The organism is Rhizobium sp. 01L419 (assembly GCF_056400025.1).
Window position 1 is genome coordinate 83,709 of the sequence record NZ_JBFTSM010000001.1, and the last position, 23,938, is coordinate 107,646.

Here is a 23,938-nt window from a genome sequence, read left to right on the forward strand (position 1 = left end):
CGGACGCAAAACCGCAATGCACTTTTGCTGGAATTGCTCTAGGCGGCATTTTCCTCAGCATCGGCTTGAGCCGGCACTTCTGCCGGCTTTTTGCGCCAACGGCGCAGCACGACGTAGAAGACCGGCGTCAGGAACAGGCCGAAGATCGTTACACCAAGCATGCCGGAGAACACGGCGGTGCCGAGCGACTGGCGCATTTCAGCACCGGGACCGGTGGCGATGGCTAGCGGCAGAACGCCGAAGATGAAGGCGAAGGCCGTCATCAGGATCGGGCGCAGACGAAGATGGCTTGCCTCGATTGCGGCATCCACGACGCTTTTTCCTTCTTCTTCCGCCTGTCTTGCAAACTCGACGATCAGAATGGCGTTCTTGGCAGCAAGGCCGATCAGCACGATCAGGCCGATCTGTGTCAGGACATTGTTGTCCATTCCCCGGAGCCACACGCCGATCAACGCGGCGAGCACTGCGAGCGGGACAATAAGGATGATCGCCAGAGGCAGGACCCAGCTCTCATATTGTGCCGCAAGCGCAAGGAAGACGAAGATCACCGACAGGGCGAAGATGTAGACGGCGGTATTGCCGGTGTGGGTTTCCTGATAGGCAAGCTCCGTCCATTCGAACGTCGTTCCCGGCGGAAGGATCTGCGCCGCCAGCGCTTCCATCTTCTTGATTGCGTCGCCGGTCGATGTGCCGGGTGTGGGATTACCCTGAAGCGGTACCGAGACATACATGTTGTAGCGCTGGACAAGCGCCGGACCGCTGGAATCCTGGATATCCATCAGGGTGCCAAGCGGAACCAGCGCGCCGGTTGCCGATCGAACCTTCAGCGCGAGGATGTCATCCCTGTCCATGCGATATTGCCGGTCGGCCTGGGCGCGAACCTGGTAGACGCGCCCGAACGCATTGAAATCGTTGACGTAAGCAACGCCGAGGTTGATGGAAAGTGCGTTGAAGATATTGGGAATCGGCACGTTGAGGAAACGTGCCTTGTCGCGGTCGATTGCGAGAAAATATTGCGGACTTGCATCCGAGAACGTGGTGAAGACGCCGGTCAGCCCCTCGGTCGTTGCAGCGGCACCCATCATCTGGCGAGCCAGACCAAGGACGCGTGTCATGTCCGCGTTTTCAAGATCCGAAATCTGCATCTTGAAGCCGCCGGAATTGCCGACGCCACGCACCGATGGCGGCGGGATGGCAATGATGAAGGCTTCCTGGATGCTTTGCAGCTTGCCGTAAAGCTCGCCAATGATCTTGTTGGCGGTCTCGCCGCCTTCCTCACGTTCGGCAAAGGATTTGAACGGGACGAAGACGACGCCGGCATTCGAGGCGTTGGTGAAGGTTGCCCCGCTGAAGCCGGCAAACTGCACGGCATTGCCGACACCGGGCACCGTTCGGGCGATATCGCCCACCTGCTTGACGACGGCGTCGGTACGCGCAAGCGATGCGCCGTCCGGAAGCTGGATGACGATGATCGCGTAACCCTGGTCCATGGTGGGGATGAAGCCGGAAGGAACCTTCTGCCCCATATACCAGGTCGCGCCCAGCAGGCAGGCGAAGACGACGAGCGAAGAGGTCAATCCGACCCAGCTGCTGACCAGATGCCGGACGATCCAGGAATAGCCGGAGCTCATTCGATCGAAGCCGCGGTTGAAGCCGTTTGCAAGACTGCTTCCCAGCTGGGAAAAGATATTCTTGCGCTTGCTCTCATGATCATGGGTTTTGAGCAAAATGCCTGCGAGCGCAGGCGAAAGGGTCAGTGAATTCAATGCGGAAATTGCCGTCGTGACCGATATCGTCACCGCAAATTGCTTGTAGAACTGGCCGGAAATGCCGGGGATGAACGCCGTCGGCACGAACACCGCGATCAACACCAGCGAGATGGCGACGACCGCGGTTCCGACTTCGTCCATCGTGACATGCGCGGCCTGTTTCGGGGTCATGCCGCGCGCCAGGTTTCTCTCGACATTTTCCACCACCACGATCGCATCGTCGACGACGATACCAATCGCCAGCACGAGACCGAACAAGGTGAGCATGTTGAGCGAAAAGCCGAAGGCGAGCAGCACGGCGAAGGTGCCGATCAGCGATACGGGGATGGCGATGATCGGAATGAGGGCAGTTCGCCAGGATTGCAGGAAGACGAGGACGACGATCGCCACGAGGATCGCCGCCTCGGCTATGGTCCTGTAGACCTCATTGATCGAATCCGAGATGAATTCGGTCGTATCATAGACGATGCGGTACTCCAGACCCTGCGGGAAATTCTGCGACAGGTCCTTCATGATCCCCTGGATCTGATGGGCAGTATCCAGCGCATTGGTTCCAGGCCGGGCGAAGATGCCGAGCGCGACTGCGGGGTCATTGTTGAGATAACTGTTGGTGACGTAGTCCTGCGCGCCAAGCTCGATGCGAGCGACATCCTGCAAGCTCACAAGCCGGCCGGTGGTCGTCGATTTCACGATGACATAGCGGAATTGGCGCACGTCCGAGAAGCGTCCGTCCGTTCGCACCGTATATTCGAAGGCATTCTTGCCGGTAACGGGTGGGGCGCCGATCTTGCCGCCCGATACCTGGACGTTCTGGTCTCTCAGCGCGGCAACGACGTCATCTGACGTCATGCCGTAGGCGGAGAGCTTTTCCGGATCCAGCCAGATTCGCATCGAATACTGGCGCTCGCCGAAGAGCTGCACGTCGCCGACGCCGTCAAGGCGCACGAGAGTGTCGCGAATGCGGTTACGGGCGTAGTTCGAGACATAGAGCTGGTCATAGCGGTGCGAGGGCGACAGCAGGTGCACCACCATCATCAGGTCAGGCGAACTTTTATCGGTGGTCACGCCGAGCCGCTGGACTTCCTCGGGAAGGCGGGGCAGGGCGATGGAAACGCGGTTCTGGACAAGAACCTGGACCTTGTCGAGATCGGTGCCGAGCTTGAAGGTGATCGTCAGCGACATGGCGCCATCGGCGCTGGAGTAGGAAGACATATAGAGCATGTCTTCGACGCCGTTGATCTGCTGTTCGAGCGGGGTCGAAACCGTATCGGCGATCGTCTGCGGATCGGCGCCCGGATAGGAGGTGCGCACGACGATGGTCGGCGGCGCGATCTCCGGATATTGGGAGACCGGCAGCTGCGTATAGGCGATGCTGCCGACGACGAGGAGAACGATCGAGATGACGGCCGCGAAAATCGGCCGGTCTACGAAGAAATGAGCAAATCTCATTGTCCGCTCTCCGCACCAGCGGTTTCCGGCGGAGCGTCCGTCCGCTCCTTCGGCAGTTCGGTCATCTGAGGCGTGACCTTTGCGCCGGGCCGGGCGCGTATCAGGCCGTTGACGACGATCGTCTCGGTGCCGTCGAGGCCTTCACGGATGACGCGGTAGCCGTAGAGCCGGGGACCGGGCCTCACGGGCTTGGTTGAAACCGTGCCATCTGCGCCGACGACGTAAACGACGCGCTCATTCTGGTCCGAGCCGATGGCTTCGTCGGGGACGAGAATGGCCTGATAGGTGTTGGAGGCTTCGACCTGGATGCGGCCGAATAGGCCGGGCTGAAGGACGAGATCGGGATTGGGAAAGCGGGCACGCAGACGAATCGTGCCGCTCTCGTTGTCGATCCGGTTCTCGGCGAAATCGAGTTTCCCCTTGAATGGCTTGGCATTGGGATCCGAGATGGTGACCATGACATCAAGGCCGCCACCGCCCTGCTGGAGATCCTTGCCCAGCTTGCGTGCCGTATCGGCGAAATTCAGCAGGCGGCGTTCGTCGACGTCGAAATAGAAATCGATCGGGTCAAGTGAAACGATCGTCGTGAGCACGGTCTGGTCGGTCTGCACGAGGTTGCCGGCGGAGATCAGGCGGCGGTCGATACGGCCGCTGAGCGGCGCGGTGATCTCGGTATATTCCATGTCGAGAGTAGCACGATCGGATGCAGCCTGTGCGCCGCGGACATTGGCCTGGGCGGAATCGAATTCGCGGCGGCGATCGTCCAGCGTCTGCGCCGACTGGCTGCCGCTCGAAGCAAGCGACTGGGCGCGCTTATATTGCGCATCGGCAAAGACCAGAGCCGATTTCGACGCTTCCAGCGCGGCGTTGGCTTGATTGAGCGCGGTTACGAAAGGCCGCTGATCGATGACGAAGAGCCGGTCGCCTTGTTTCACCAGAGCGCCGTCGGTGAAGTCGATTTCCTGAAGGTAGCCGCCGACACGCGAACGGACGGAGACCTCATCGACCGGTTCAAAACGGCCGATGAACTCATCATTATCGACCACGTCGCGCATGACGGGCTTGGCAACGGTGACGGGCGGGGGAGCGGCCGCCTGCTGCGCCTGGGCGATGAGTGGCAAGAAGGCCGCAAAGCAGCCGAGCGCCAATGTCTGTCGAAGCGAATTAGCCATGCCAGTCCCCCGTTGCGGGCGGCATATCGCAGCCGCCTGAACCTATGCTTGAATGCGCTGTCCATGCCTGCTGTGGAGACGAAAGCACCGAGCCTTCGTCCTAAGTCCGAACTTACCCATGTGCGGCTGCCGTAAGATGACAGGTGCAAGTCAGCACCCCGAAAACAACCGGAGGGAGAGATCTGCTTCTCCGTAACCCTCTGAAGAGAGACTATAAACGGGAGAATCAAAAAATTGCAAATGCCAATTGATTGAACCGGTTTGGGTTTCCAGGCATCAGCTTTCACCGGAGCTTGCTTCCGGGTGTTGGTCAAGCAAACCTCCGGTCACCTTTCAATCTTTCAAAAGCCATATCGAAAGCTCTGCTTATCGTGGGCTGCGGCATTTTGGCCGCAGATGCGGAATCTTGCGTGTGCATCCTTGTGCAACGCCCGTGCTCAATATATCTACCGATATCATAAGGATGCTTATTACTTACCGGCGAAGGTATATGACCAACAATCCAACACTCGGTTTTCTTCTGCACGACGTTGCCCGTCTGCTTCGCAAGCGGTTCGAGCAGCGCGCAAAGGACCTTGGGCTGACGCGGTCTCAGTGGCAGACGCTTGCCTATCTCGCCAACAATGAGGGCATCCATCAGAGCGGGCTTGCCGAAATCCTCGAAATCGAGCCGATTACGCTGGTCCGCATCCTCGACAAGCTTGCCGAGCGCGGTCTGGTCGAACGCCGTCAGCATCCCACGGACCGGCGTATCTGGCTGCTTTACATGCGTGAGGAAGCTCATCCGATTCTCGCCGAAATGCGTGAGATCGGCGACGTGACGCGCGGCGAAGCGTTGGAAAGCGTCACGCCCGAACAGCGCGAGCAGCTTTTCCACACCCTATCCATAATGAAGACGAACCTGGTGCAGGCGTGCCGGTCTCCGGTCGCCGATAATGAGACGAAACATGGCTGACCAATCCCCCCTGCGTGTCGTGTCCGACGCGAACGCCAAGAACCCTGTCGAAGAAAAAGAAATTCCCCAACAACCGGAAACGGTGGCTGAGGCGCCTTCATCCAATTCAGCGCCCGCGGCTGCCGCGGTGGCTGCGCCTGGCGGCAACAAGGTCCGCCGCCGGCGCAGCTTCACCCGACCCGTCCTCTTTGCCCTACTGCCTGTGGCGCTCGCCGTCGGTGGCTACTACTATGTCAATGGCGGTCAGATCATGTCGACCGACAACGCCTATCTCCAGGCGGACATGGTGGGCATCACGACCGACGTTTCCGGCCTTGTCGAGCAAATCAACGTGCATGAGAACGAGCAGGTCAAGGCCGGTCAGGTGCTCTTCAGCCTGCGACCGGATTCCTTCAAGATCGCGCTCGATGGCGACAAGGCACAACTCGGAGCGCAGCGCAATCAGATCATGAACCTCAAGGCCAGCTACCAGCAGTCGCTTGCCGAGATCACGCAGGCCCAAGCCGATCTGCCCTATTATCAGGATCAGTTCGACCGGCAGCAAAATCTCGTCAACAATGGCAGCGCGACGCAGTCGGCCTATGATGAAGCCAAGCACAATCTCGAGGCCGCGCAGCAGAAGGTTTCCGTCGCCAAGGCGGAGGCTGCAACGACGCTTGCCCAACTCGGCGGCAATGCCGACCAGCCGGTCGAGGAAAATCCGCTCTACCTGCAGGCCAAATCGCAGGTCGACAACGCCCAGCGCGAGCTCGACCACAGCGTCGTCAAGGCGCCTTTCGACGGTATCGTCACCAACGTGAACGCGCTGCAGGTCGGCTCCTACCTGCAGGCTTCGCAGCAGGCCTTCTCACTGGTTTCGACCTCGCATCTGTGGATCGCCGCAAGCCCGAAGGAAACCGAGCTCACTTACGTCAAGCCCGGCCAGTCGGTCGATATCTACGTCGATACCTATCCGGGCGTGATGTGGAAGGGCAAGGTCGAGAGCATCAGCCCGGCATCGGGCTCCTCCTTCTCACTGCTGCCGGCCCAGAATACGACCGGCAACTGGGTAAAGGTCGTGCAACGCATTCCGATGCGCGTCAGCATCGACGATTCCCAGGGCAAGCCGCCGCTTCGCGTCGGCATGAGCACGGTCGTCGATGTCGATACCGGCCATGCGCGCGGCCTGCCTGATTTCGTCAACAACCTTCTGGGCCACGGCAAGAGCCCCGAGTAACGGCCATGAGCACTGCTCCAGCATCACCGGCAACCCCGGTTGCCAATCGCGGCGCGATCACGGCCTGCGTCATCCTGGCCGTCATCATGCAGGCGCTGGATACGACGATCGCCAACGTGGCGCTGCCCTATATTCAGGGCAGTGTTTCGGCTTCCGCCGACCAGATCAATTGGGTTTTGACCTCCTACATCGTCGCGGCCGCGATCATGACGCCGCCGTCGGGTTTCCTTGCTGCCAAGTTCGGCCGCAAGCGCGTGCTGCTGACTGCGATCGTCGGCTTTGTCATCGCCTCGATCCTTTGCGGTCTGGCGCAGTCGCTGCCACAGATAGTCGCCTTCCGCCTGCTGCAGGGCCTGTTCGGCGCTTCGCTGGTCCCACTTTCCCAAGGCATCCTTCTCGACATCTATACAGTCGAGGAGCGCGGCTCGGCCATGGCCCTCTTCGGCGTCTCGGTCATGGTCGGGCCGGTTCTGGGTCCTGTCATCGGCGGCTGGCTGACGGACAATATCAGCTGGCGCTGGGTCTTTTACATCAACATTCCGATCGGCGCGCTCGCCTTTGCCGGCATTGTCATTTTCGTCTCGGAGACGAAGAGGGATGCGCTCGCCAAGCTGGACTGGTTCGGCTTCGGGATGATGAGCCTGTTCATCGCCTCGCTGCAGCTTTTTCTCGACCGCGGCGAACAGCTCGACTGGTTCTCCTCCGGCGAGATCGTGGTCGAGGCGATCATCTGTGCTGCCGCCTTCTACCTGCTCCTGGTGCACACGCTGACGGCGGAGAAATCCTTCGTCAATCCGCGGCTGTTCCTGGACCAGAATTTCACCGTCAGCATGATCTTCATCTTCGTGATCGGCATCACCTATCTCGCCTCGTTGGCGCTGATGACGCCCTATCTGCAGACATTGATGGGCTATCCGGTCATCACCGCGGGCATCGTTATGGGACCGCGGGGCCTCGGCACCATGCTCTGCATGTTCATCGTCGGTCGGCTGATCGGCAAGGTAGATACGCGCTGGCTGCTGCTGCTCGGCCTCGGCCTGACGGCCTGGGCGATGTACGACATGACCGGCTGGACGCCTGACGTCTCGCAGTGGACGATCGTGTCGGTCGGCTTCATCCAGGGGGCGGGCCTCGGCTTCCTCTTCGTGCCGCTGACGACGATCGCCTTTGCGACGCTGCCGGCCCAGATGCGCGGCGACGGAACCGGCCTCTACAATCTGTCGCGAAACATCGGCTCCTCGGTCGGCATCTCCATCGTCGCGGCGCTGATCGTCGAGAATACGCAGAGCAATCATGAGTCGATCGCGGCCTATGTGACGCCGTTCAACCACGCTTTCAATGCCACGGCGGCGCAAGGCCTCAGCCCACTGACGGCGGTCGGCCGCGCGGCGCTCAACGACGTCATCACGCTGCAGTCGACCATCATCGCCTATATGGATGACTTCAAACTGCTGATGTTGATGTCGCTTGCCGTCATGCCGCTGGTGCTGCTGCTGCGCAAGCCGAGGGCCGCGCCGGCAATCGACCACAGTGCCGTCATGGAATGAGTTTGCACGCCTTCGTCCAGAGCTCTCGGTTTCACGCAATTCCGGACGCAAAACCGCTGCAAACTTTGCTGCAATTGCTCTAACGAAACGGCTTGCTCAGATATCGCGATCCCTGAATGCCGAAGCGCCACGGTGCTTCGGCATTTTTCGTTATGCCGATACGTTTGCCGGAGACGATGGGGACGGGCGCAGACGGTGAGATCGCGTAGGGCGGATGGTCGAGCATCCGGTCGTTGATGGTTATGTCGATATCAAGCGCCTGGCAGAGCTTGCCGGGGCCGCTGCAGAGCTGGGTCAGGACATCAGTCCCACGTCGCTCGATCATTCCGAACAGGCCGATTTCCGGCTCCAGCGCGCGGATCAGCACCGCCGAACCCGGTGTGCAGACGAAGTTCAGGCACCAGTACATGCCGTAGATGCGGTAGATATAGACGTTGCCGGGATGGCCATACATGGCGCCGTTGCGCTTCGTCGGGCCGCGGAAACTGTGAGAGGCTTCGTCGTCTGGATAATAGGCCTCCGTCTCGGTGATCCGCCCGCCCGTATCGTTGACCGTGAGGTGGCAGCCGAGCAGGTCGCGGGCGACCTCGATCGCATCGCGTTCGAAGAAATGGCGCAGGCTCTCCCCGGCAAGCGGGCCGGCGCCGATCGCGCCATCAATCATTTCTGTCGTCATGGGAATTGCCGATAGCATCCCCTTTGCCGATCCGCCACCCGGAACAATGGTTCGCCGGCCGGCGTTTCGAATGCAAGCCAACAATAGCAAGGAGATGGAACATGGACGGTCTCAAGCTTTATCGGCTGGTGCCGGCCGCTGCCCCTGATGACCCCCACTGGGATCTCGCACCTTCCCACGGAGAGGTCGTCGTCGCCGCGCTGACGTCCGGCGATGCACGTGTCGTCGCGGCGGAGACTGAACTCGATTTTCTGGAAATCGACGGTTCGCCGGCAGAGGACAAGTCGACGAAGATGGCGAGCGCTTTTCGCAACGAGAAACTCTACACCGTTATCGAGGAAGCGCCGAGCACCGACATCACCGAGCGCGGCGTCGTGCGCGGCCAGGTCCGGGTCGACAATATCATCTCGACACAGGTCTGACCGAGGACAGCCTCTTGATGCTCACATCTTGTGACCGGCCTTCGGGTCGCGCATCGGGATGGAGGAAACGGTAACGGAAACAGGATCGCTTGCGGGAAACGAGTCCTCGAGGCCTTCCTGAAGTTCTTCTTCGAGCAATGCCGCATCCTTGTTGCGGGCGCCGTCGCCATGAGCAGGCTCGAATGCGGAGGTGAGAAGTGCCTTCGCCCTTGCGATAGCATTGTCATGTGTGAGATCGGGGGCATTGCGCAGTGTGACTGCGATCCTGTCCTCCCCCTCGCCACCGAATTCGACGACGAAGCCCTCATCCGTCTGGTAGACGATGATATCGCTGACTGCCATATTTCTTTCTCCGAAAATGCTAATATGAGTGAACCGCGTTTTCGGGGTTTTGTCGAGCGAAGACCTTGACCAGCCAGTCGATGAAGACGCGTACGCGCGGCGAAAGCTGGCGATTGCGCGGATAGAGCAGCGAGACCGGTGTCTGCGTGGGCGGAAAATCGGCGAGCACCTCAACAAGAGTGTCGGCGGCAAGATCCTGTTCGGCGTGGTAGCGCGGGATCTGGATCATGCCGAGGCCCATGCGGGCAGCGGAAATGTAGCTTTCCGCGGCATTGACGGTCACAGTCGCGGGAATGCTCATATTGCGGACACTGCCGTCGACGATGAATTCCAGGGGCAGCGGGCCTGCGCTGCCGGTTGCGCGGAAGCCGACCATGCGGTGCGCGTCCAGCCTGTCGGGATGGTCGGGCGTGCCGAAAGCGGCGATATAGGACGGTGAGGCGAGGGTGACCTCGTCGAGCATGGCGACGCGACGCGCAACCATGTCGCTGTCCTGCGGAGTGCCGACGCGCAGCACACAGTCGATGCCTTCGCGCACCAGATCCACCAGCCGGTCACCCTCACTCATGTAAAATTCGATGTCTGGATAGGTTTCCAGAAAGGAGGGCAGGCTCGGCAACACGAAATGCCTTGCAAGCGTGCCGTGGACGTCGACCCGCAGCAGGCCTTTCGGCTTGGCGCCGGCGAAGGCGCCTTCGGCATCTTCGATATCGGCGAGGATCGACAGGCAGCGTTGGTAATAGGCTTCGCCGTCGAGCGTCGGGCTAACGTGGCGCGTGGTGCGCTGAAGCAGGCGCACGCCGAGGCGGGCCTCCAACTGCTTGACCGCATCCGTCACCGTCGAGCGCGGCAGGCCGGTATCTTCGGCCGCAAGCGTGAAGCTGCGGCGCTCCACGACGCGGGAGAAAACCCGCATGGCATCGAATCTGTCCATTTTATTTGTTCGTATTTCCCGGATAGTGATGCCGAATAATGGCTGATTATCCGCGCGATAGAAAGAGGCATCTTCTTCTCATCGAAGGGGCGCTGTGGCGCCGAAGCAAAGGAAAAGAAAAATGTCTGCCAATCAAAACAAGGTCGTTCTCGTTACCGGCGCTTCCCGCGGCATCGGAGCTTCGATCGCTGAACGTCTCGCAAAGGACGGTTTTACCGTCGTCATCAACTACTCGGGCAATGCAGCTCTTGCTGAAGAACTGGCACAGAAGATCGAAAAGGCCGGCGGCAAGGCGCTGACGGCACAGGCCGACGTCGCCGATGCGGACGCCGTGCGCCGCATGTTCGATGCCGCAGAGGCCGCTTTCGGCGGTGTCGACGTGCTCGTCAACAATGCCGGCATCATGCTGCTTTCCCGTCTTGCCGATGTCGATGACGCCACGTTCGACCGCCAGATCAGCGTCAACCTCAAGGGCACGTTCAACACCCTGCGCGAGGCCGCCAAGCGCCTGCGTGACGGTGGCCGGGTCATCAACTTCTCGAGCTCGGTCGTCGGGCTGAAGCCGGAGACCTACAGCATCTACGCCGCTACGAAGGCCGCCGTCGAAACGATGAGCGCCATCCTTTCCAAGGAGATGCGCGGCCGCCAGATCACCGTCAATTCGGTCGCTCCCGGCCCGACAGGCACTGATCTCTTCCTCAACGGCAAGTCCGACGAGCTGATCGACCGCCTTGCCAAGGCAAACCCGCTCGAACGTCTCGGTACGCCTGAGGATATCGCTGCTGTCGTTGCCTTCCTCGCCGGGCCCGATGGGGCCTGGGTCAACGGTCAGGTGCTGCGCGCCAATGGCGGCATGGTCTGAGACAGGTTTCGTGGCGGCGCGCCGCCACGCTCTTTCCCCGTATTCTTTCAAGCAACCCAATTCTTCCAGAAGGAACAGGATCATGAGCAAGCAAGTCATCGTCATCACCGGCGCTTCCAGTGGTTTCGGCGCCCTTACTGCCCGCGCGCTCGCCAAGGCCGGCTACACTGTCTATGCCTCGATGCGCGAAACCGAAGGCCGCAACAGGCCGCAGGTCGAGGCAGTCGAGGCCTTCTCGAAGGAAAACGGCGTAGAACTGAAAGCCGTCGAACTGGATGTCGCCTCCGATGCCTCCGTCGAAGCCGGTGTCGCCAGGGTGATCGCTGCCGAAGGCCATATCGATACGATCATCCACAATGCCGGCCATATGTCCTTCGGCCCGGCCGAAGCTTTCACGCCGGAACAATATGCCGAGCTTTTCGATATCAACGTGCTGTCGACCCAGCGGGTGAACCGCGCCCTGCTTCCGCACCTGCGCAAGCAGGGCAAAGGCCTGGTCGTCTGGGTTTCCTCCTCGAGCACCCGCGGCGGCACGCCTCCGTACCTTGCTCCCTATTTCGCTGCCAAGGCGGCGATGGACTCGCTTGCCGTCTCCTATGCGAGTGAACTGACCCGCTGGGGCATCGAAACGGCAATCATCGTTCCCGGCGCCTTCACCAAGGGCACGAACCACTTCGCCCATTCCGGCTCGCCGGCCGACAAGGCTCGCGCCGCCGAATATGACGAAGGTCCCTACAAGGGGCTGCCGGAACAGGCGCTGAAGGGCCTCGCCTCTCTCGAACCTGCCGATGCGGATGCCGACTCCGTCGCGACCGCCATCGTCGATGTGGTGAATATGCCCTTCGGCAAGCGGCCGTTCCGCACCCATATCGATCCATCGGAAGACGGTGCGGAGATCGTCAATGGCGTCGCCGATCGTGTCCGTGCGGAACTCTTCCGCCGCATCGGTATCGAGGATCTGCTGAAGCCTGCTATCAAGAGATAACCGGCTGTCGCAAAGTTGTGAACGATCTCTTGGGCGCTGCCCCTTACTATCCGGCTAAGCGCACCTATATCAGCTTAGACGGAGGTGGACGGCAGATTGCCGCCAGCCTCCTGACCTCCACTCCAGGGCCTGCCGCGCCTTCCCTGCGCGCGACAGGCCTTCAGTTTCAGACATCAGATCAAGGCCCGTGATGGTTATCCCTCCCATCACGGGCCGCTTTCTTTTTGAGGGTGAGTTTTTCAACGGGCGTTGAGATTCGCATCCGCCAGCAGTTTCACCAGCCAGTCGACGAAGACGCGGACCTTGTTGCTGAGGTGCCGGTTCGGCGGATAGACGACGTAGAGCGGCAGCGACTCGCGGGTCCATTCCGTCAGGGTTTGAACCAGTTCGCCGTTTGCGAGCGGTCCACGCGCCATGAAGACCGGGATCTGGGCGAGGCCGAGGCCGGCGAGCGCCGCTGTCATGTAGGTGCGGCTGTCGTTGACGGAGACGATGTATCGCGGATTTACCTCGACAACCTCATTGTCCTTGCGAAATTCGAAAGGCACCGTGCGATTGTTCTGAGCTCGGAAATAATTGACGGAATAATGTTCCGTTTCAAGTTCTTCCGGCCGCTGTGGCAGGCCGAATTTCTCGACGTAGAGGGGTGCGACACAGGTGATCATTTCGATCTCCGAAACGCGTCTTGCAATCAGCGACTGGTCGGCGGGCGTACCGGCACGCAGCGCGCAGTCGACGTTTTCGGCGAGATAGTCGACGGTGCGGTCGCCGACGCCGAGGTCGATGCGGATATCGGGATAACGCAGGTAGAAATCGCAAAGCGCCGGCACGATGATGGAGTCGGCAAAGGCGCCGGCCATCTCTACCCGCAACCGTCCCGTCGGCAGGCTTTGGGAATTTGAAAGACTGCCGTCCAGTTCCTCCAGTTCGGAAATGATCTGTGCGGCGCGTTCATAATAGAGGGCACCGTCCGTCGTCACCATGACCCGGCGCGTCGTGCGGTTGAGGAGCTTGGTGCGCAGATGCGCTTCCAGGCCCTGAATGAGATTGGTCACCGTCGCCTTGGGCATGGCGAGCATGTCGGCGGCGCGGGTGAAATTGCCCGTCTCCACCACGCGGATGAAGACGCGCATTGCCGAGAGCTGATCCATCGGTTCAATTCCGCAGTTTGCGTTGCAACATTGTTCGGGATTTGGAATAGTGTTATCGCGATATCGCTTCTTATTCCCCGATTTGAATAACAATATCTTTTTAGTTCAAAATGCAAGAGGCGGGCGTTGTCCGTCCATCGCTAAGCAGCGAAGAGATAGAGACGATGGTGCCCGAGATCAAAGACATGGTGCTGGAAAAGGTGGCCGCAGGCCCCGTTTCTGCGCGCGTCTATATGGGCGCTGATTTCGGCAAGGGTCCGCCGATCGTGCTCTACCTGCATGGCGGGGCATTTCTCGATAGCGATCCGAAGGCCGACCGCCCGATCGCAAGCAGCCTCGCAAAGGCGGGCGCGATCGTTGTTTGCGCAGATTACAGCACGCTTTCGGGCAATGTCTTTCCGAAGGCGCTCGAAGTTTCCTTCTCGATCTTTTCCTATCTCGCCCTCAAGAAGGCCGGCCTCGGCGACCGCAAGTCGCTGCTTTTCGTCGCCGGCGAAGAGGCGGGTGGCAATGTCGCTGCCGGTGTTGCGCTCAAGGCGCGTGACCAGATGCCGGAGGCGCTCGACGGCCAGATCCTGCTTTCTCCGCTTCTCGATCCTTTTATGGGTACGTCCTCGATCCGCAAGGCGGAAAAGATCGGCATGCGCCAGCGCTGGACGGAAGGCTGGAGCCATTATTTGAGCGGCGGCGGCTGCCACCCCTATGCTGCGCCTTGCCTGTGTTCGCGTATATCAGGTGTTGCACCGGCACTGATTTTTACGGCGGAGGACGATCCGCTGCACGACGAAACCATCGGTTACGCCGCTCGCCTGAAGAAGGCAGGCGTTGGCGTGCGCCAGCATGTTCTTCCCGCCGGGACAGGTTGGCCATCCATTTACGGCGGGAAATCTGAGGGAACTCCCACGTGGCAGGGCAACGTCAGCCGCCATTTCGGAGATTTCCTTCAGGACGTGAGCGTTGAGCCACAATTGCATTGAAGACGAACTGATTTTTTACGGCCATTCAGGGCCGCAAGGAGAGTACCAATGACGTCCAGAAATAAGCGCTGGGCCCTAGTGGGCGCCGGTCTGGGTGTTGCTGCGTCCGTTTCGGCCGCTGCCATCTTTTTCGAATTGCCGATGAGTGCAACCGCCACGGCCGCCTCCGAACCTGCGCAGGCTCCCGCCGTGCCGGTGACGGTTGCCGTCGTCGCCAGCAGTGATGTGACGAATTGGGAGAATTTCTCCGGTCGTCTGGAAGCCATCGACCGTGTGCAGATCCGTCCCCGCGTCGGGGGCGCCATTCAATCAGTGCATTTCCGTGAGGGCGCTTTGGTCAAGCAGGGCGATCTGCTTTTCGCCATCGATCCTGCTCCCTATCAGGCGGCCGTCTCCCAAGCGCAAGGTCAGGTCGCTTCGGCCGAAGCCAAGGTCAGCCTGGCGCAGACGGAACTCGACCGGGGCCACCGTCTTTCAGACAACCGGACGATTTCGCAGAGCGACCTCGACCAGCGCCAGAGCACGCTAGCTGAAGCCCAGGCAACCCTGCGCTCGGCGCAGGCGGCTCTCCAGTCCGCGCAGCTCGATCTCGATTATACCCAGGTTCAAGCGCCGGTTTCCGGCCGTATCGGCAAGATCGAGGTCACGGTCGGCAATATTGTCGCGGCCGGCTCGGCTTCGCCTGAGCTGACGACGCTTGTCTCTGTCGATCCGATCTATGCAAGCTTCAATGCGAGCGAAGAGATGGTCACGAAGGCGCTCTCCGAGCTTCCGGAAACCGGCGCGGCACTGCCGGCCGTCGAGCAGATCCCGGTCGAGATCGGCACGCTTGCCGATGACGGGACGCCGATCAAGGGCAAGCTGCAGCTCGTCGATAACGAAGTCGACGCCGCAAGCGGTACCATTGCAGTGCGGGCAGTCTTCGACAATCCCGGCGGCAGGCTGATCCCCGGCCAGTTCGTACGGGTGCGCATGGGCCAGCCGAAGGCCGAGAACAAGATCGTCATCAATGACCGCGCCGTCGGTACCGACCAGGACAAGAAGTTCGTCTTCGTCGTCGACGGTGAGAACAAGGTCAGTTACCGGCAGATCAAGCTCGGTTCGCTGTTCGACGGTCAGCGCGTGGTTGAAGACGGCCTTGCGGTCGGCGACAAGATCGTCGTCAACGGCCTGCAGCGTATCCGTCCGGGTGCAGTCGTTGCGCCTCAGATGGAAGAGAAAGTCGCGACCGCTCAGTAAGATCTGAGCCTCCTTCCCTTGGGGAGGAGGCCGCTACCCTAAAAGACATGACCTGCCGGTGGGCTTTCCAGGCCACCGGAGAGGGACTTTGCATCCATGTTCACCCCGGAGAGGGCTCTAAAATGAACATATCCAGATTCTTTATCGACCGCCCGGTGTTTGCCGGTGTTCTTTCGGTCCTCATCGTGGTCGCCGGCCTCATCGGCCTCCAGGCGCTGCCGATCTCCGAATATCCCGAGGTCGTGCCGCCGTCGATCGTCGTGCACGCCACCTATCCCGGCGCAAACCCGTCGGTCATCGCCGAAACTGTTGCGACGCCGCTCGAAGAGCAGATCAACGGCGTCGAGGGCATGCTCTACATGTCCAGCCAGGCGACGTCGGACGGCGCCTTGAACGTTACCGTCACCTTCAAGCTCGGCACCGACCCGGACAAGGCGCAGCAGCTGGTTCAGAACCGCGTGTCGCAGGCAGAACCCCGTCTGCCGGCGGAAGTTCGTGCACTCGGCATCACCACGGTCAAGAGCTCGCCGGACTTCATCATGGTCGTCAATCTCGTCTCCGACGGGAACAGCCATGACATCACCTATCTGCGCAACTACGCGACACTGAACGTCAAGGACCGGCTCGCCCGTATCGCCGGTGTCGGCCAGGTGCAGGTTTTCGGTGCCGGCGATTATTCGATGCGCGTTTGGATCGATCCGCAGAAGGCTGCCGAGCATAATCTTGCCGCCAGCGACATCAGCAATGCGATCAGCTCGCAGAACGTTCAGGCCGCCGCCGGCATCATCGGCGCTTCGCCGAGCCAGCCAGGCGTCGACCTTCAGCTCAACGTGAACGCCCAGGGTCGTCTGCGTACGCCCGAGGAATTCGGCAACATCATCGTCAAGACGGGCGCCAATGGCGAGATCACCCGTCTGCGCGACGTTGCCCGGATCGAACTCGGTGCCGCCGACTATACGCTGCGTTCGCTGCTCGACGGCAAGCCGGCTGTCGCCGTCGCCGTTCTCCAGGCCCCGGGTTCGAATGCAATCGAGATCGCCGACAATGTTCGCGCCACCATGGACGAACTGCAACTCGCCATGCCAACAGGCGTGAAGTACGAGATCGTCTACGATACGACGAAGTTCGTTCGCGCCTCCATCGAGAAGGTCATCGACACGCTGCTGGAAGCGATCGCGCTCGTCGTTCTCGTCGTCATCCTGTTCCTGCAGACATGGCGCGCGTCGATCATCCCGCTGATCGCCGTTCCGGTATCGATCATCGGTACGTTCGCGGTCATGTATATGTTCGGCTTCTCGATCAACGCACTCAGCCTCTTCGGTCTCGTGCTGGCGATCGGTATCGTCGTGGATGATGCGATCGTCGTCGTCGAAAACGTCGAACGCAACATTGAAAGCGGCCTCAGTCCCCGGGCTGCGACCTACAAGGCCATGAAGGAAGTATCCGGCCCGATCGTCGCGATCGCGCTGGTTCTTGTTGCGGTCTTCGTGCCGCTCGCCTTCATCTCGGGCTTGTCGGGTCAGTTCTATCGCCAGTTCGCGCTGACGATCGCAATCTCGACCGTCATCTCCGCCTTCAACTCGCTGACGCTGTCTCCGGCGCTTGCCGCTCTTCTCCTGAAGGGTCACCATGCGCCCAAGGACTGGCTGACGCGGTTCATGGATGCGATCTTCGGCTGGTTCTTCCGTGGCTTCAACCGCGCCTTCGGTGCCGGTTCGAACTATTACGGCAAGGGCGTCGGCGGTCTGGTATCGCGCAAGAGCATCGTCATGGTGATCTATCTTGTGCTTGTTGGTGCGACCTACAGTATCTTCAATACGGTTCCGGGCGGCTTCGTGCCGTCGCAGGACAAGCAGTATCTGATCGGCTTTGCACAGTTGCCGGATGCCGCAAGCCTCGACCGCACGGAAGACGTCATCAAGCGCATGACCGATATCGCCCTGGCCCAGCCGGGTGTTGCCAACGCCATCGCCTTCCCGGGCCTGTCGATCAATGGCTTCACCAACTCGTCCAATGCCGGCATCGTCTTTGTGACGCTGAAGGATTTCGATGAGCGCAAGACGCCCGACCTTTCGGGCGGGGCGATCGCGATGGCCCTGAACCAGAAGTTCGGCGTCATCCAGGATGCCTTCATCGCCATGTTCCCGCCGCCGCCGGTCAACGGCCTCGGCACGACGGGCGGTTTCAAGCTGCAGATCGAGGATCGTGCGGGTCTGGGCAACCAGGCGCTTGATGAAGCCACGAAGGCAGTGCTTGCCAAGGCCTATCAGACGCCGGAACTTGCGGGGCTGTTCTCCAGCTTCCAGATAAACGTGCCGCAGCTCTATGCCGACCTCGACCGCGCCAAGGCCGAGCAGCTCGGAGTCTCCGTCACCGACGTCTTCCAGACGCTGCAGATCTATCTCGGTTCGCTCTATGTGAATGACTTCAACGCCTTCGGCCGCACCTACAGCGTCCGCGTGCAGGCCGATGCCAAGTTCCGCGCCCAGCCGGAAGATATCGGCCAGTTGAAGGTCCGCTCGGCATCGGGCCAGATGATCCCGCTTGCAGCTCTCCTGAAGGTGGATGCAAGCACCGGTCCGGAGCGTGCCAACCGCTATAACGGCTTCCTCGCTGCCGATATCAACGGCGGTCCGGCACCGGGCTTCTCGTCCGGGCAGGCGCAGGCAGCGATCGAGAAGATCCTGGACGAGACGCTGCCTGCGGGCATCGAGTTCGAGTGGACGGACCTGACCTATCAGCAGATCCTTGCCGGTAACTCCAGCATCGTCGTCTTCCCGCTCGCCCTGCTGCTCGTCTTCCTGGTGCTCGCTGCCCAGTATGAAAGCCTGACACTGCCGCTTGCGATCATCATGATCGTGCCGATGGGTGTTCTGGCCGCCTTGACCGGCGTCTGGCTCACCGGTGGAGATAACAACATCTTCACGCAGATCGGCCTAGTGGTGCTTGTCGGTCTATCGGCCAAGAACGCGATCCTCATCGTGGAATTTGCCCGCGAACTGGAGTTCGAAGGCAGGACGCCGCGTGAGGCCGCGATCGAGGCTAGCCGCATGCGTCTTCGGCCGATCCTCATGACCTCCATGGCCTTCATCATGGGCGTCGTGCCGCTCGTCACTTCGACCGGCGCGGGTTCGGAAATGCGCGCCGCCATGGGTGTCGCGGTGTTCTCGGGCATGATCGGCGTCACCTTCTTCGGCATCTTCATGACGCCGGTGTTCTACGTGCTCCTGCGCCGGATGACGGGCAACCGTCCGCTCGTCCAGCACAACGACAATCATCCGCAGGACAAGGACGACCATATGAGCGTCGCTGCGGAATAACCTCTCCTTTGTCGGGTAAACCGGGCGGGGACTTCGGTCCTCGCCCGTTTCGTTTTTAAGGTGAAGTACACTCGATTTTGGGGACGATGTCGCGGGATGCGACAAAAATGCGTTACGTCCATCAAAACGGTTGCATGCTGAGGTAAGGGGGGTATCAAAGGCAGGCAACGGTTCGGGAGGGCTGGATGACACACGCATCGGGAAACACTGGAAAGCCGAAGATTGCGTTTCTCGGCACCGGGCTCATGGGAGCGCCGATGGTGCGGCGCCTGCTTGGCACAGGCTTTGCCGTCACCGTCTGGAACCGTGATCGCGCCAAGGCCGAGGTTCTTTCCGCAGATGGTGCCGATATCGCCGCATCCCCAGCTGAAGCCGTTTCTTTAGCCGATGTCGTCATCTGCATGCTGACAAATGCACAGGCCGTCGGGCAGGTTCTGTTCGATCTGGGCGTTGCCGACGCCATGAGACCGGGCGCGGCTATCATCGACATGAGTTCCATCGCCCCGCCTTTTGCACGGGAGCATGCGGAAAAACTGGCCGCGCGCGGCATCCGTCACATCGACGCGCCGGTTTCGGGCGGCACGGTCGGCGCGGCGGCCGGTACTCTTGCCATCATGGCGGGCGGGGATGCTGCGGTCATTGCCGAACTCGCCGAAGTTTTCGCGCCAATGGGGCGCGCTACACATGTCGGGCCAAGTGGATCAGGGCAGCTTGCCAAACTCGCAAACCAGCAGATCGTGGCCGTGACGATCGGCGCCGTTGCCGAGGCGATGATGCTGATCGAGGCGGGCGGCGGTTCGCCGGCGGCCTTCCGGGATGCCGTGCGTGGCGGCTTTGCCGACAGTCGCATATTGGAGATCCACGGCAAGCGCATGATTGACCGGCAATTTGCACCGGGCGGTTCTTCGGCCAATCAGTTGAAGGACCTCGACGCCGTCATGGCGATGGCAAAGACGCTGTCTTTGACCTTGCCGCTGACGCAAGCGGTGCATGCCGAATTCACAGAATTTGTTGGCAAAGGCAACGGCGAGACGGATCACAGTGCCTTGCTGCTCCATCTCGAAGATACGAATGCCCGAATGGGAGGGAAGAAATGACCGACAGCAAGACCGGCAAGCGCCGCCTGCGCTCACAGGACTGGTTCGACAATCCTGATCATATCGACATGACGGCGCTCTATCTGGAGCGCTTCATGAACTATGGTGTGACGCCGGAGGAGCTGCGGTCCGGCAAGCCTGTTATCGGTATTGCCCAGAGCGGCAGCGATCTGACGCCCTGCAATCGCGTCCATATCGAGCTTGCCAAGCGCGTGCGTGACGGCATCCGCGATGCGGGCGGCATCCCGATCGAGTTTCCGACGCATCCTATCTTCGAGAACTGCAAGCGCCCGACGGCAGCACTTGATCGCAACCTTGCCTATCTCGGCCTCGTTGAAATCCTCTACGGCTATCCGCTCGATGGCGTCGTACTGACGACCGGCTGTGACAAGACCACGCCGTCGGCGATCATGGCGGCGTCGACGGTCGATATTCCGGCGATCGTTCTCTCGGGCGGGCCGATGCTCGACGGCTGGCACGAAGGCAAGCTCGCCGGTTCCGGCATGGCGATCTGGCAGTCGCGCCGGAAGCTGGCGGCAGGCGAGATCGATGAAGAGGAATTCCTGCAAACGGCGCTCGATTCGGCACCCTCCGTCGGTCATTGCAACACGATGGGCACGGCCTCGACCATGAATGCACTCGCCGAAGCGCTCGGCCTGTCGCTGACGGGCTGCGGCAATATCCCGGCTGCCTATCGCGAGCGTGGCCAGATGGCCTATCGCACGGGCCGGCGCGCCGTCGAAATCGTACTCGAAGATCTGAAGCCGTCGGATATCCTGACGCGCGAAGCCTTCCTCAATGCCATCAAGACCAATTCGGCCATCGGCGGCTCGACCAATGCCCAGCCGCATCTTGCCGCCATGGCGAAACATGCAGGAGTCGAGCTATATCCCGAGGATTGGCAGGTCCATGGTTTCGACATTCCACTACTGGCGAATGTGCAGCCCGCAGGTGCCTATCTCGGCGAGAAGTTCCACCGTGCCGGTGGCACCCCCGCAGTAATGTGGGAATTGCTGCAGGCCGGCAAGCTCGACGGTGACTGTCGCACCGTCACCGGCAGGACCATGGCTGACAATCTGAGAGGGCGTGAGGCGCGTGACCGCGATGTCATCAAGCCCTATGAAGAGCCCCTGAAGGAACGCGCCGGCTTCCTCGTGCTCAAGGGCAATCTCTTCGATTTCGCCATCATGAAGATGAGCGTCGTCTCCGAGGACTTCCGCAAGCGCTACCTGCAGGAGCCAGGCCGCGAAGGCGTCTTTGAAGGCAAGGCTGTCGTTTTCGATGGCTCGGAAGACTACCACAAGCGCATCAACGATCCGGGCCTCGGTATCGACGAGAACACGATCCTTGCCATCCGCGGCGCCGGTCCGCTCGGCTGGCCGGGCTCGGCGGAGGTCGTTAACATGCAGCCGCCGGATCATATCCTGAAGCGCGGCATCAAGAGTCTGCCGACGATCGGCGACGGGCGCCAGTCCGGCACGTCGGACAGCCCCTCGATCCTCAATGCTTCGCCCGAAAGTGCTGCCGGCGGTGGGCTTGCCTGGCTGCGGACGGGTGACATCGTCCGCATCGATTTCAACCAGGGGCGCTGCGACATGCTCGTCGACGATGCCGAAATCGAGCGGCGCAAGGGGGACGGAATTCCGCCTGTGCCGGCCGATGCGACGCCCTGGCAGCGCCTATACCGCAGTTCGGTCACACAGCTTTCTGACGGTGCGGTGATCGAGGGTGCGGCGGACTTCCGCCAGATTGCCAAGAATTCGCCCCGTCACAATCACTAATTGAAGAAATTGTCTGGCTAAAGCAATACTGATCGAAAAGGAGGCAGTCGTAACGAACAGTTCACCTAGTAACTAGTTCGGTACTTACAAAAAGGCTTCATTAATGAGGGCTTGCGACTATATTAGAGTTTTTGCAGGCTTCGAGGCTGAAACCGAATTGCCCGAGAATAAACCAACGCGATCCGAGCGAGAGTTCCAGGATCTTCTCCGGAGACTGGAGCTTGCGCTGGACGCTTCGCAGATCGGTGTGTGGGAGCACAGTATCAATAAGAATGCCATTCTCTGGGATGCGCAGATGCACCGCCTCTACGGAACCGGTCAGACAAACCGAGAGGTGCCGACCTGGATCTGGTCGAATGCCCTGCATCCAGAGGATAGGGAACGGGCCGAGCAAGACTTCGAAAAAGCGGTTGCCGCCCGTGGCGCCTATAATTCCCAGTTTCGCATCATCCTGCCGAGCGGCGAGATCCGCCATCTGAGGTCGCGGGCGCACTTTTATGTCGATGAGGGGGGGACCCCGTCCTTCATCGGCGCGGAATGGGACGTAACCTCCGACGTGCTGCTCAATGCCGAACTCGGCAAGCAGAAGATAGTGGCCGAGGCCCGGGCGCTCGCACTCGAGGAAAGCAATGCGCGGATCGAGCATGTAGCCGACCGTGACTACCTGACCGGCATGCCGAACCGACGTCTGCTCGACAAGCGGCTTGCCGAACTGCCGACCGACAGGGGCGTATCCATGCTTGCCGTTCTGCACCTCGATCTCGACCAGTTCAAGCAGATCAATGACAGCCATGGCCACACGGCTGGCGATGCCGTGTTGCGCGCGGCATCGCTCAGAATTGCAGCTGCCATTCCTGCAAATGGCATGGCCGCGCGTGTCGGCGGCGACGAATTCGTCATCGTTCTGATCAACTTCGCCGGCCTCGCCGAACTGAAAGCGATTGTCGAGGATGTGCAGCGGCGATTGCGGAAGAAAATCCGTTTCGGGCAGGAGATGCTGCAATCCGGCGCGTCGATCGGGGTATCCTGGAGCAGCAACAGGCGGGCGCGCAATTTGCTCGCCGAATCGGATCTGGCGCTTTATCAGGCGAAAAAGCTCGGCCGCAACCGCATCGAATTCTTCAGCCGACAGCTTCAGGAAGACCTGCGCGGCAAACGCCGCCTCGCCGAGGACCTCGCCCAAGCTCTGGAGCAGGGCCAGATCGTTCCCTACTATCAGGTTCAGCTCGATGCGCGCACTCGCGAGATCACCGGGCTGGAAGCGCTGGCACGCTGGAACCATCCGGAAAAGGGTTTGCTGGCGCCGAGCGTCTTCCTCCGCATTGCGGATGAGTATGGGCTTTCGGCAGAGATCGATGCCGCGATCCTGCAGCGTGCGCTCGAAGATCGCGTTGTCTGGCAGGCTATGGGCTGCAGCGTACCTCGCATCGCCGTGAATATTTCTCCTGCGCGTCTTGCCGATCCAGCTCTGCTAGACAAGTTGCGCCGGCTTGCCATTCCGCCGGGCGCCATCGTCTTCGAGTTGGTGGAAACGATCTTCCTCGACGATTGCGATGACAAGTTCCTCGCCAATATCGACCTCATCAAGCAAATGGGCATCGATATCGAGATCGACGATTTCGGTTCCGGCCATGCTTCGCTCATCGGTCTTGTGCGGCTGAAACCGAAACGGCTGAAGATCGACCGCCAGCTCGTCACCGATGTCGTGGAATCGGCCGAGCAGAGGCGCGTGGTCGGATCGATCGTCGAGATCGCCAAGGCTCTCGATGTCGAAGTGATCGCCGAAGGAGTGGAAACCGAGGCTCATGCCGTGACGCTGTCATGGCTCGGCTGCGACAGCCTGCAGGGCTTTGCGCTCGGCTATCCCTCAAGCGCTGCCGATACGGGACGCCTTCTTGCATCAAACGGCCACGACGACAAATCGCGAAGTGTGGCCGGCTGAGATTTGTGGCTGAGTTTAGTCGATGGAGGGATGCGAGGCCGATCTCGGTTATGAACGGTCCAATCGGTGAACAATGTAGGTTGGTTCCTAGCGCACCGACAC

Annotated in this window: 17 protein-coding genes and 1 pseudogene; 12 read left to right on the forward strand and 6 right to left on the reverse strand. The window is 60.7% G+C overall.

Annotated elements, in window-relative coordinates; translation table 11 throughout:
• Positions 1 to 38: 38 nt before the first annotated feature.
• Both AC1DUP_RS00405 and AC1DUP_RS00410 read right to left on the reverse strand, forming a co-directional pair.
• Entirely contained in the window at positions 39 to 3,218 is a 3,180-nt protein-coding gene (locus AC1DUP_RS00405; protein ID WP_113509565.1) for an efflux RND transporter permease subunit, read from the reverse strand.
• On the reverse strand, positions 3,215 to 4,390 hold the full coding sequence (locus AC1DUP_RS00410; RefSeq protein ID WP_113299816.1) for an efflux RND transporter periplasmic adaptor subunit: 1,176 nt from the start codon (positions 4,388 to 4,390) through the stop codon (positions 3,215 to 3,217). Before AC1DUP_RS00410 ends, AC1DUP_RS00405 begins: the two co-directional genes overlap by 4 nt.
• A 490-nt stretch (positions 4,391 to 4,880) precedes the next feature.
• On the opposite strand from AC1DUP_RS00410, the gene AC1DUP_RS00415 reads away from it, so the two are divergent.
• From AC1DUP_RS00415 to AC1DUP_RS00425, 3 genes are read left to right on the forward strand one after another with little or no spacing between them, the layout of a single operon-like run.
• Positions 4,881 to 5,345 carry a MarR family transcriptional regulator gene (locus tag AC1DUP_RS00415; protein ID WP_113299815.1) on the forward strand — a complete coding sequence of 155 codons (465 nt, stop codon included), beginning with the start codon at positions 4,881 to 4,883 and terminating at the stop codon, positions 5,343 to 5,345.
• Positions 5,338 to 6,561, forward strand: coding sequence for an HlyD family secretion protein (locus tag AC1DUP_RS00420; RefSeq protein ID WP_113299814.1), 1,224 nt, complete (start codon positions 5,338 to 5,340; stop codon positions 6,559 to 6,561). Before AC1DUP_RS00415 ends, AC1DUP_RS00420 begins: the two co-directional genes overlap by 8 nt.
• Before the next feature lie 5 nt (positions 6,562 to 6,566).
• The gene (locus AC1DUP_RS00425) at positions 6,567 to 8,108 is read left to right on the forward strand and encodes a DHA2 family efflux MFS transporter permease subunit (RefSeq protein WP_115034204.1); all 1,542 of its coding nucleotides are present in this window, start codon (positions 6,567 to 6,569) and stop codon (positions 8,106 to 8,108) included.
• A gap of 79 nt (positions 8,109 to 8,187) precedes the next feature.
• On the opposite strand, the gene AC1DUP_RS00430 is transcribed toward AC1DUP_RS00425, so the two are convergent.
• Positions 8,188 to 8,802 carry a DNA-3-methyladenine glycosylase gene (locus AC1DUP_RS00430; protein WP_113299812.1) on the reverse strand — a complete coding sequence of 205 codons (615 nt, stop codon included), beginning with the start codon at positions 8,800 to 8,802 and terminating at the stop codon, positions 8,188 to 8,190.
• Positions 8,803 to 8,885: 83 nt separating this feature from the next.
• On the opposite strand from AC1DUP_RS00430, the gene AC1DUP_RS00435 reads away from it, so the two are divergent.
• Positions 8,886 to 9,206 (forward strand): hypothetical protein, encoded by a 321-nt coding sequence (locus tag AC1DUP_RS00435; RefSeq protein ID WP_477831807.1) that lies wholly within the window; start codon positions 8,886 to 8,888, stop codon positions 9,204 to 9,206.
• A gap of 21 nt (positions 9,207 to 9,227) precedes the next feature.
• Here AC1DUP_RS00435 and AC1DUP_RS00440 read toward each other — a convergent pair whose 3' ends face one another.
• Both AC1DUP_RS00440 and AC1DUP_RS00445 read right to left on the reverse strand, forming a co-directional pair.
• Positions 9,228 to 9,548, reverse strand: coding sequence for a hypothetical protein (locus AC1DUP_RS00440; RefSeq protein WP_113299810.1), 321 nt, complete (start codon positions 9,546 to 9,548; stop codon positions 9,228 to 9,230).
• A gap of 19 nt (positions 9,549 to 9,567) precedes the next feature.
• Entirely contained in the window at positions 9,568 to 10,482 is a 915-nt protein-coding gene (locus AC1DUP_RS00445; RefSeq protein WP_477831808.1) for a LysR family transcriptional regulator, read from the reverse strand.
• 121 nt (positions 10,483 to 10,603) lie between these two features.
• On the opposite strand from AC1DUP_RS00445, the gene AC1DUP_RS00450 reads away from it, so the two are divergent.
• Positions 10,604 to 11,344, forward strand: a complete 741-nt coding sequence (locus AC1DUP_RS00450; protein ID WP_477831809.1) for an SDR family oxidoreductase — start codon at positions 10,604 to 10,606, stop codon at positions 11,342 to 11,344.
• Between the two features lie 82 nt (positions 11,345 to 11,426).
• A complete protein-coding gene (locus AC1DUP_RS00455; protein WP_477831810.1) occupies positions 11,427 to 12,329 on the forward strand; it encodes an SDR family oxidoreductase in 903 nt (300 codons plus the stop codon).
• A gap of 239 nt (positions 12,330 to 12,568) precedes the next feature.
• Here AC1DUP_RS00455 and AC1DUP_RS00460 read toward each other — a convergent pair whose 3' ends face one another.
• A complete protein-coding gene (locus AC1DUP_RS00460; RefSeq protein ID WP_113299806.1) occupies positions 12,569 to 13,480 on the reverse strand; it encodes a LysR family transcriptional regulator in 912 nt (303 codons plus the stop codon).
• Between the two features lie 164 nt (positions 13,481 to 13,644).
• Between AC1DUP_RS00460 and AC1DUP_RS00465 the strand changes: the two genes are divergently transcribed.
• The 6 genes and pseudogenes from AC1DUP_RS00465 to AC1DUP_RS00490 all read left to right on the forward strand — a co-directional run bounded on the left by AC1DUP_RS00465 (position 13,645) and on the right by AC1DUP_RS00490 (position 23,836).
• Positions 13,645 to 14,457 (forward strand): alpha/beta hydrolase fold domain-containing protein, encoded by an 813-nt coding sequence (locus tag AC1DUP_RS00465; RefSeq protein ID WP_477831811.1) that lies wholly within the window; start codon positions 13,645 to 13,647, stop codon positions 14,455 to 14,457.
• Positions 14,458 to 14,505: 48 nt separating this feature from the next.
• Positions 14,506 to 15,696, forward strand: a complete 1,191-nt coding sequence (locus AC1DUP_RS00470) for an efflux RND transporter periplasmic adaptor subunit (protein ID WP_477831812.1) — start codon at positions 14,506 to 14,508, stop codon at positions 15,694 to 15,696.
• Between the two features lie 122 nt (positions 15,697 to 15,818).
• The gene (locus AC1DUP_RS00475; protein ID WP_113311248.1) at positions 15,819 to 19,016 is read left to right on the forward strand and encodes a multidrug efflux RND transporter permease subunit; all 3,198 of its coding nucleotides are present in this window, start codon (positions 15,819 to 15,821) and stop codon (positions 19,014 to 19,016) included.
• Positions 19,017 to 19,195: 179 nt separating this feature from the next.
• Positions 19,196 to 20,113: pseudogene (locus AC1DUP_RS00480) on the forward strand (NAD(P)-dependent oxidoreductase); the annotation flags it as partial.
• A complete protein-coding gene (locus AC1DUP_RS00485) occupies positions 20,110 to 21,894 on the forward strand; it encodes an IlvD/Edd family dehydratase (protein WP_477831813.1) in 1,785 nt (594 codons plus the stop codon). The pseudogene AC1DUP_RS00480 and the gene AC1DUP_RS00485, both read left to right, overlap by 4 nt.
• 103 nt (positions 21,895 to 21,997) lie before the next feature.
• Positions 21,998 to 23,836: a bifunctional diguanylate cyclase/phosphodiesterase gene (locus AC1DUP_RS00490; protein ID WP_477831814.1), complete on the forward strand. Its 1,839-nt coding sequence runs from the start codon at positions 21,998 to 22,000 to the stop codon at positions 23,834 to 23,836.
• Positions 23,837 to 23,938 lie beyond the last annotated feature (102 nt).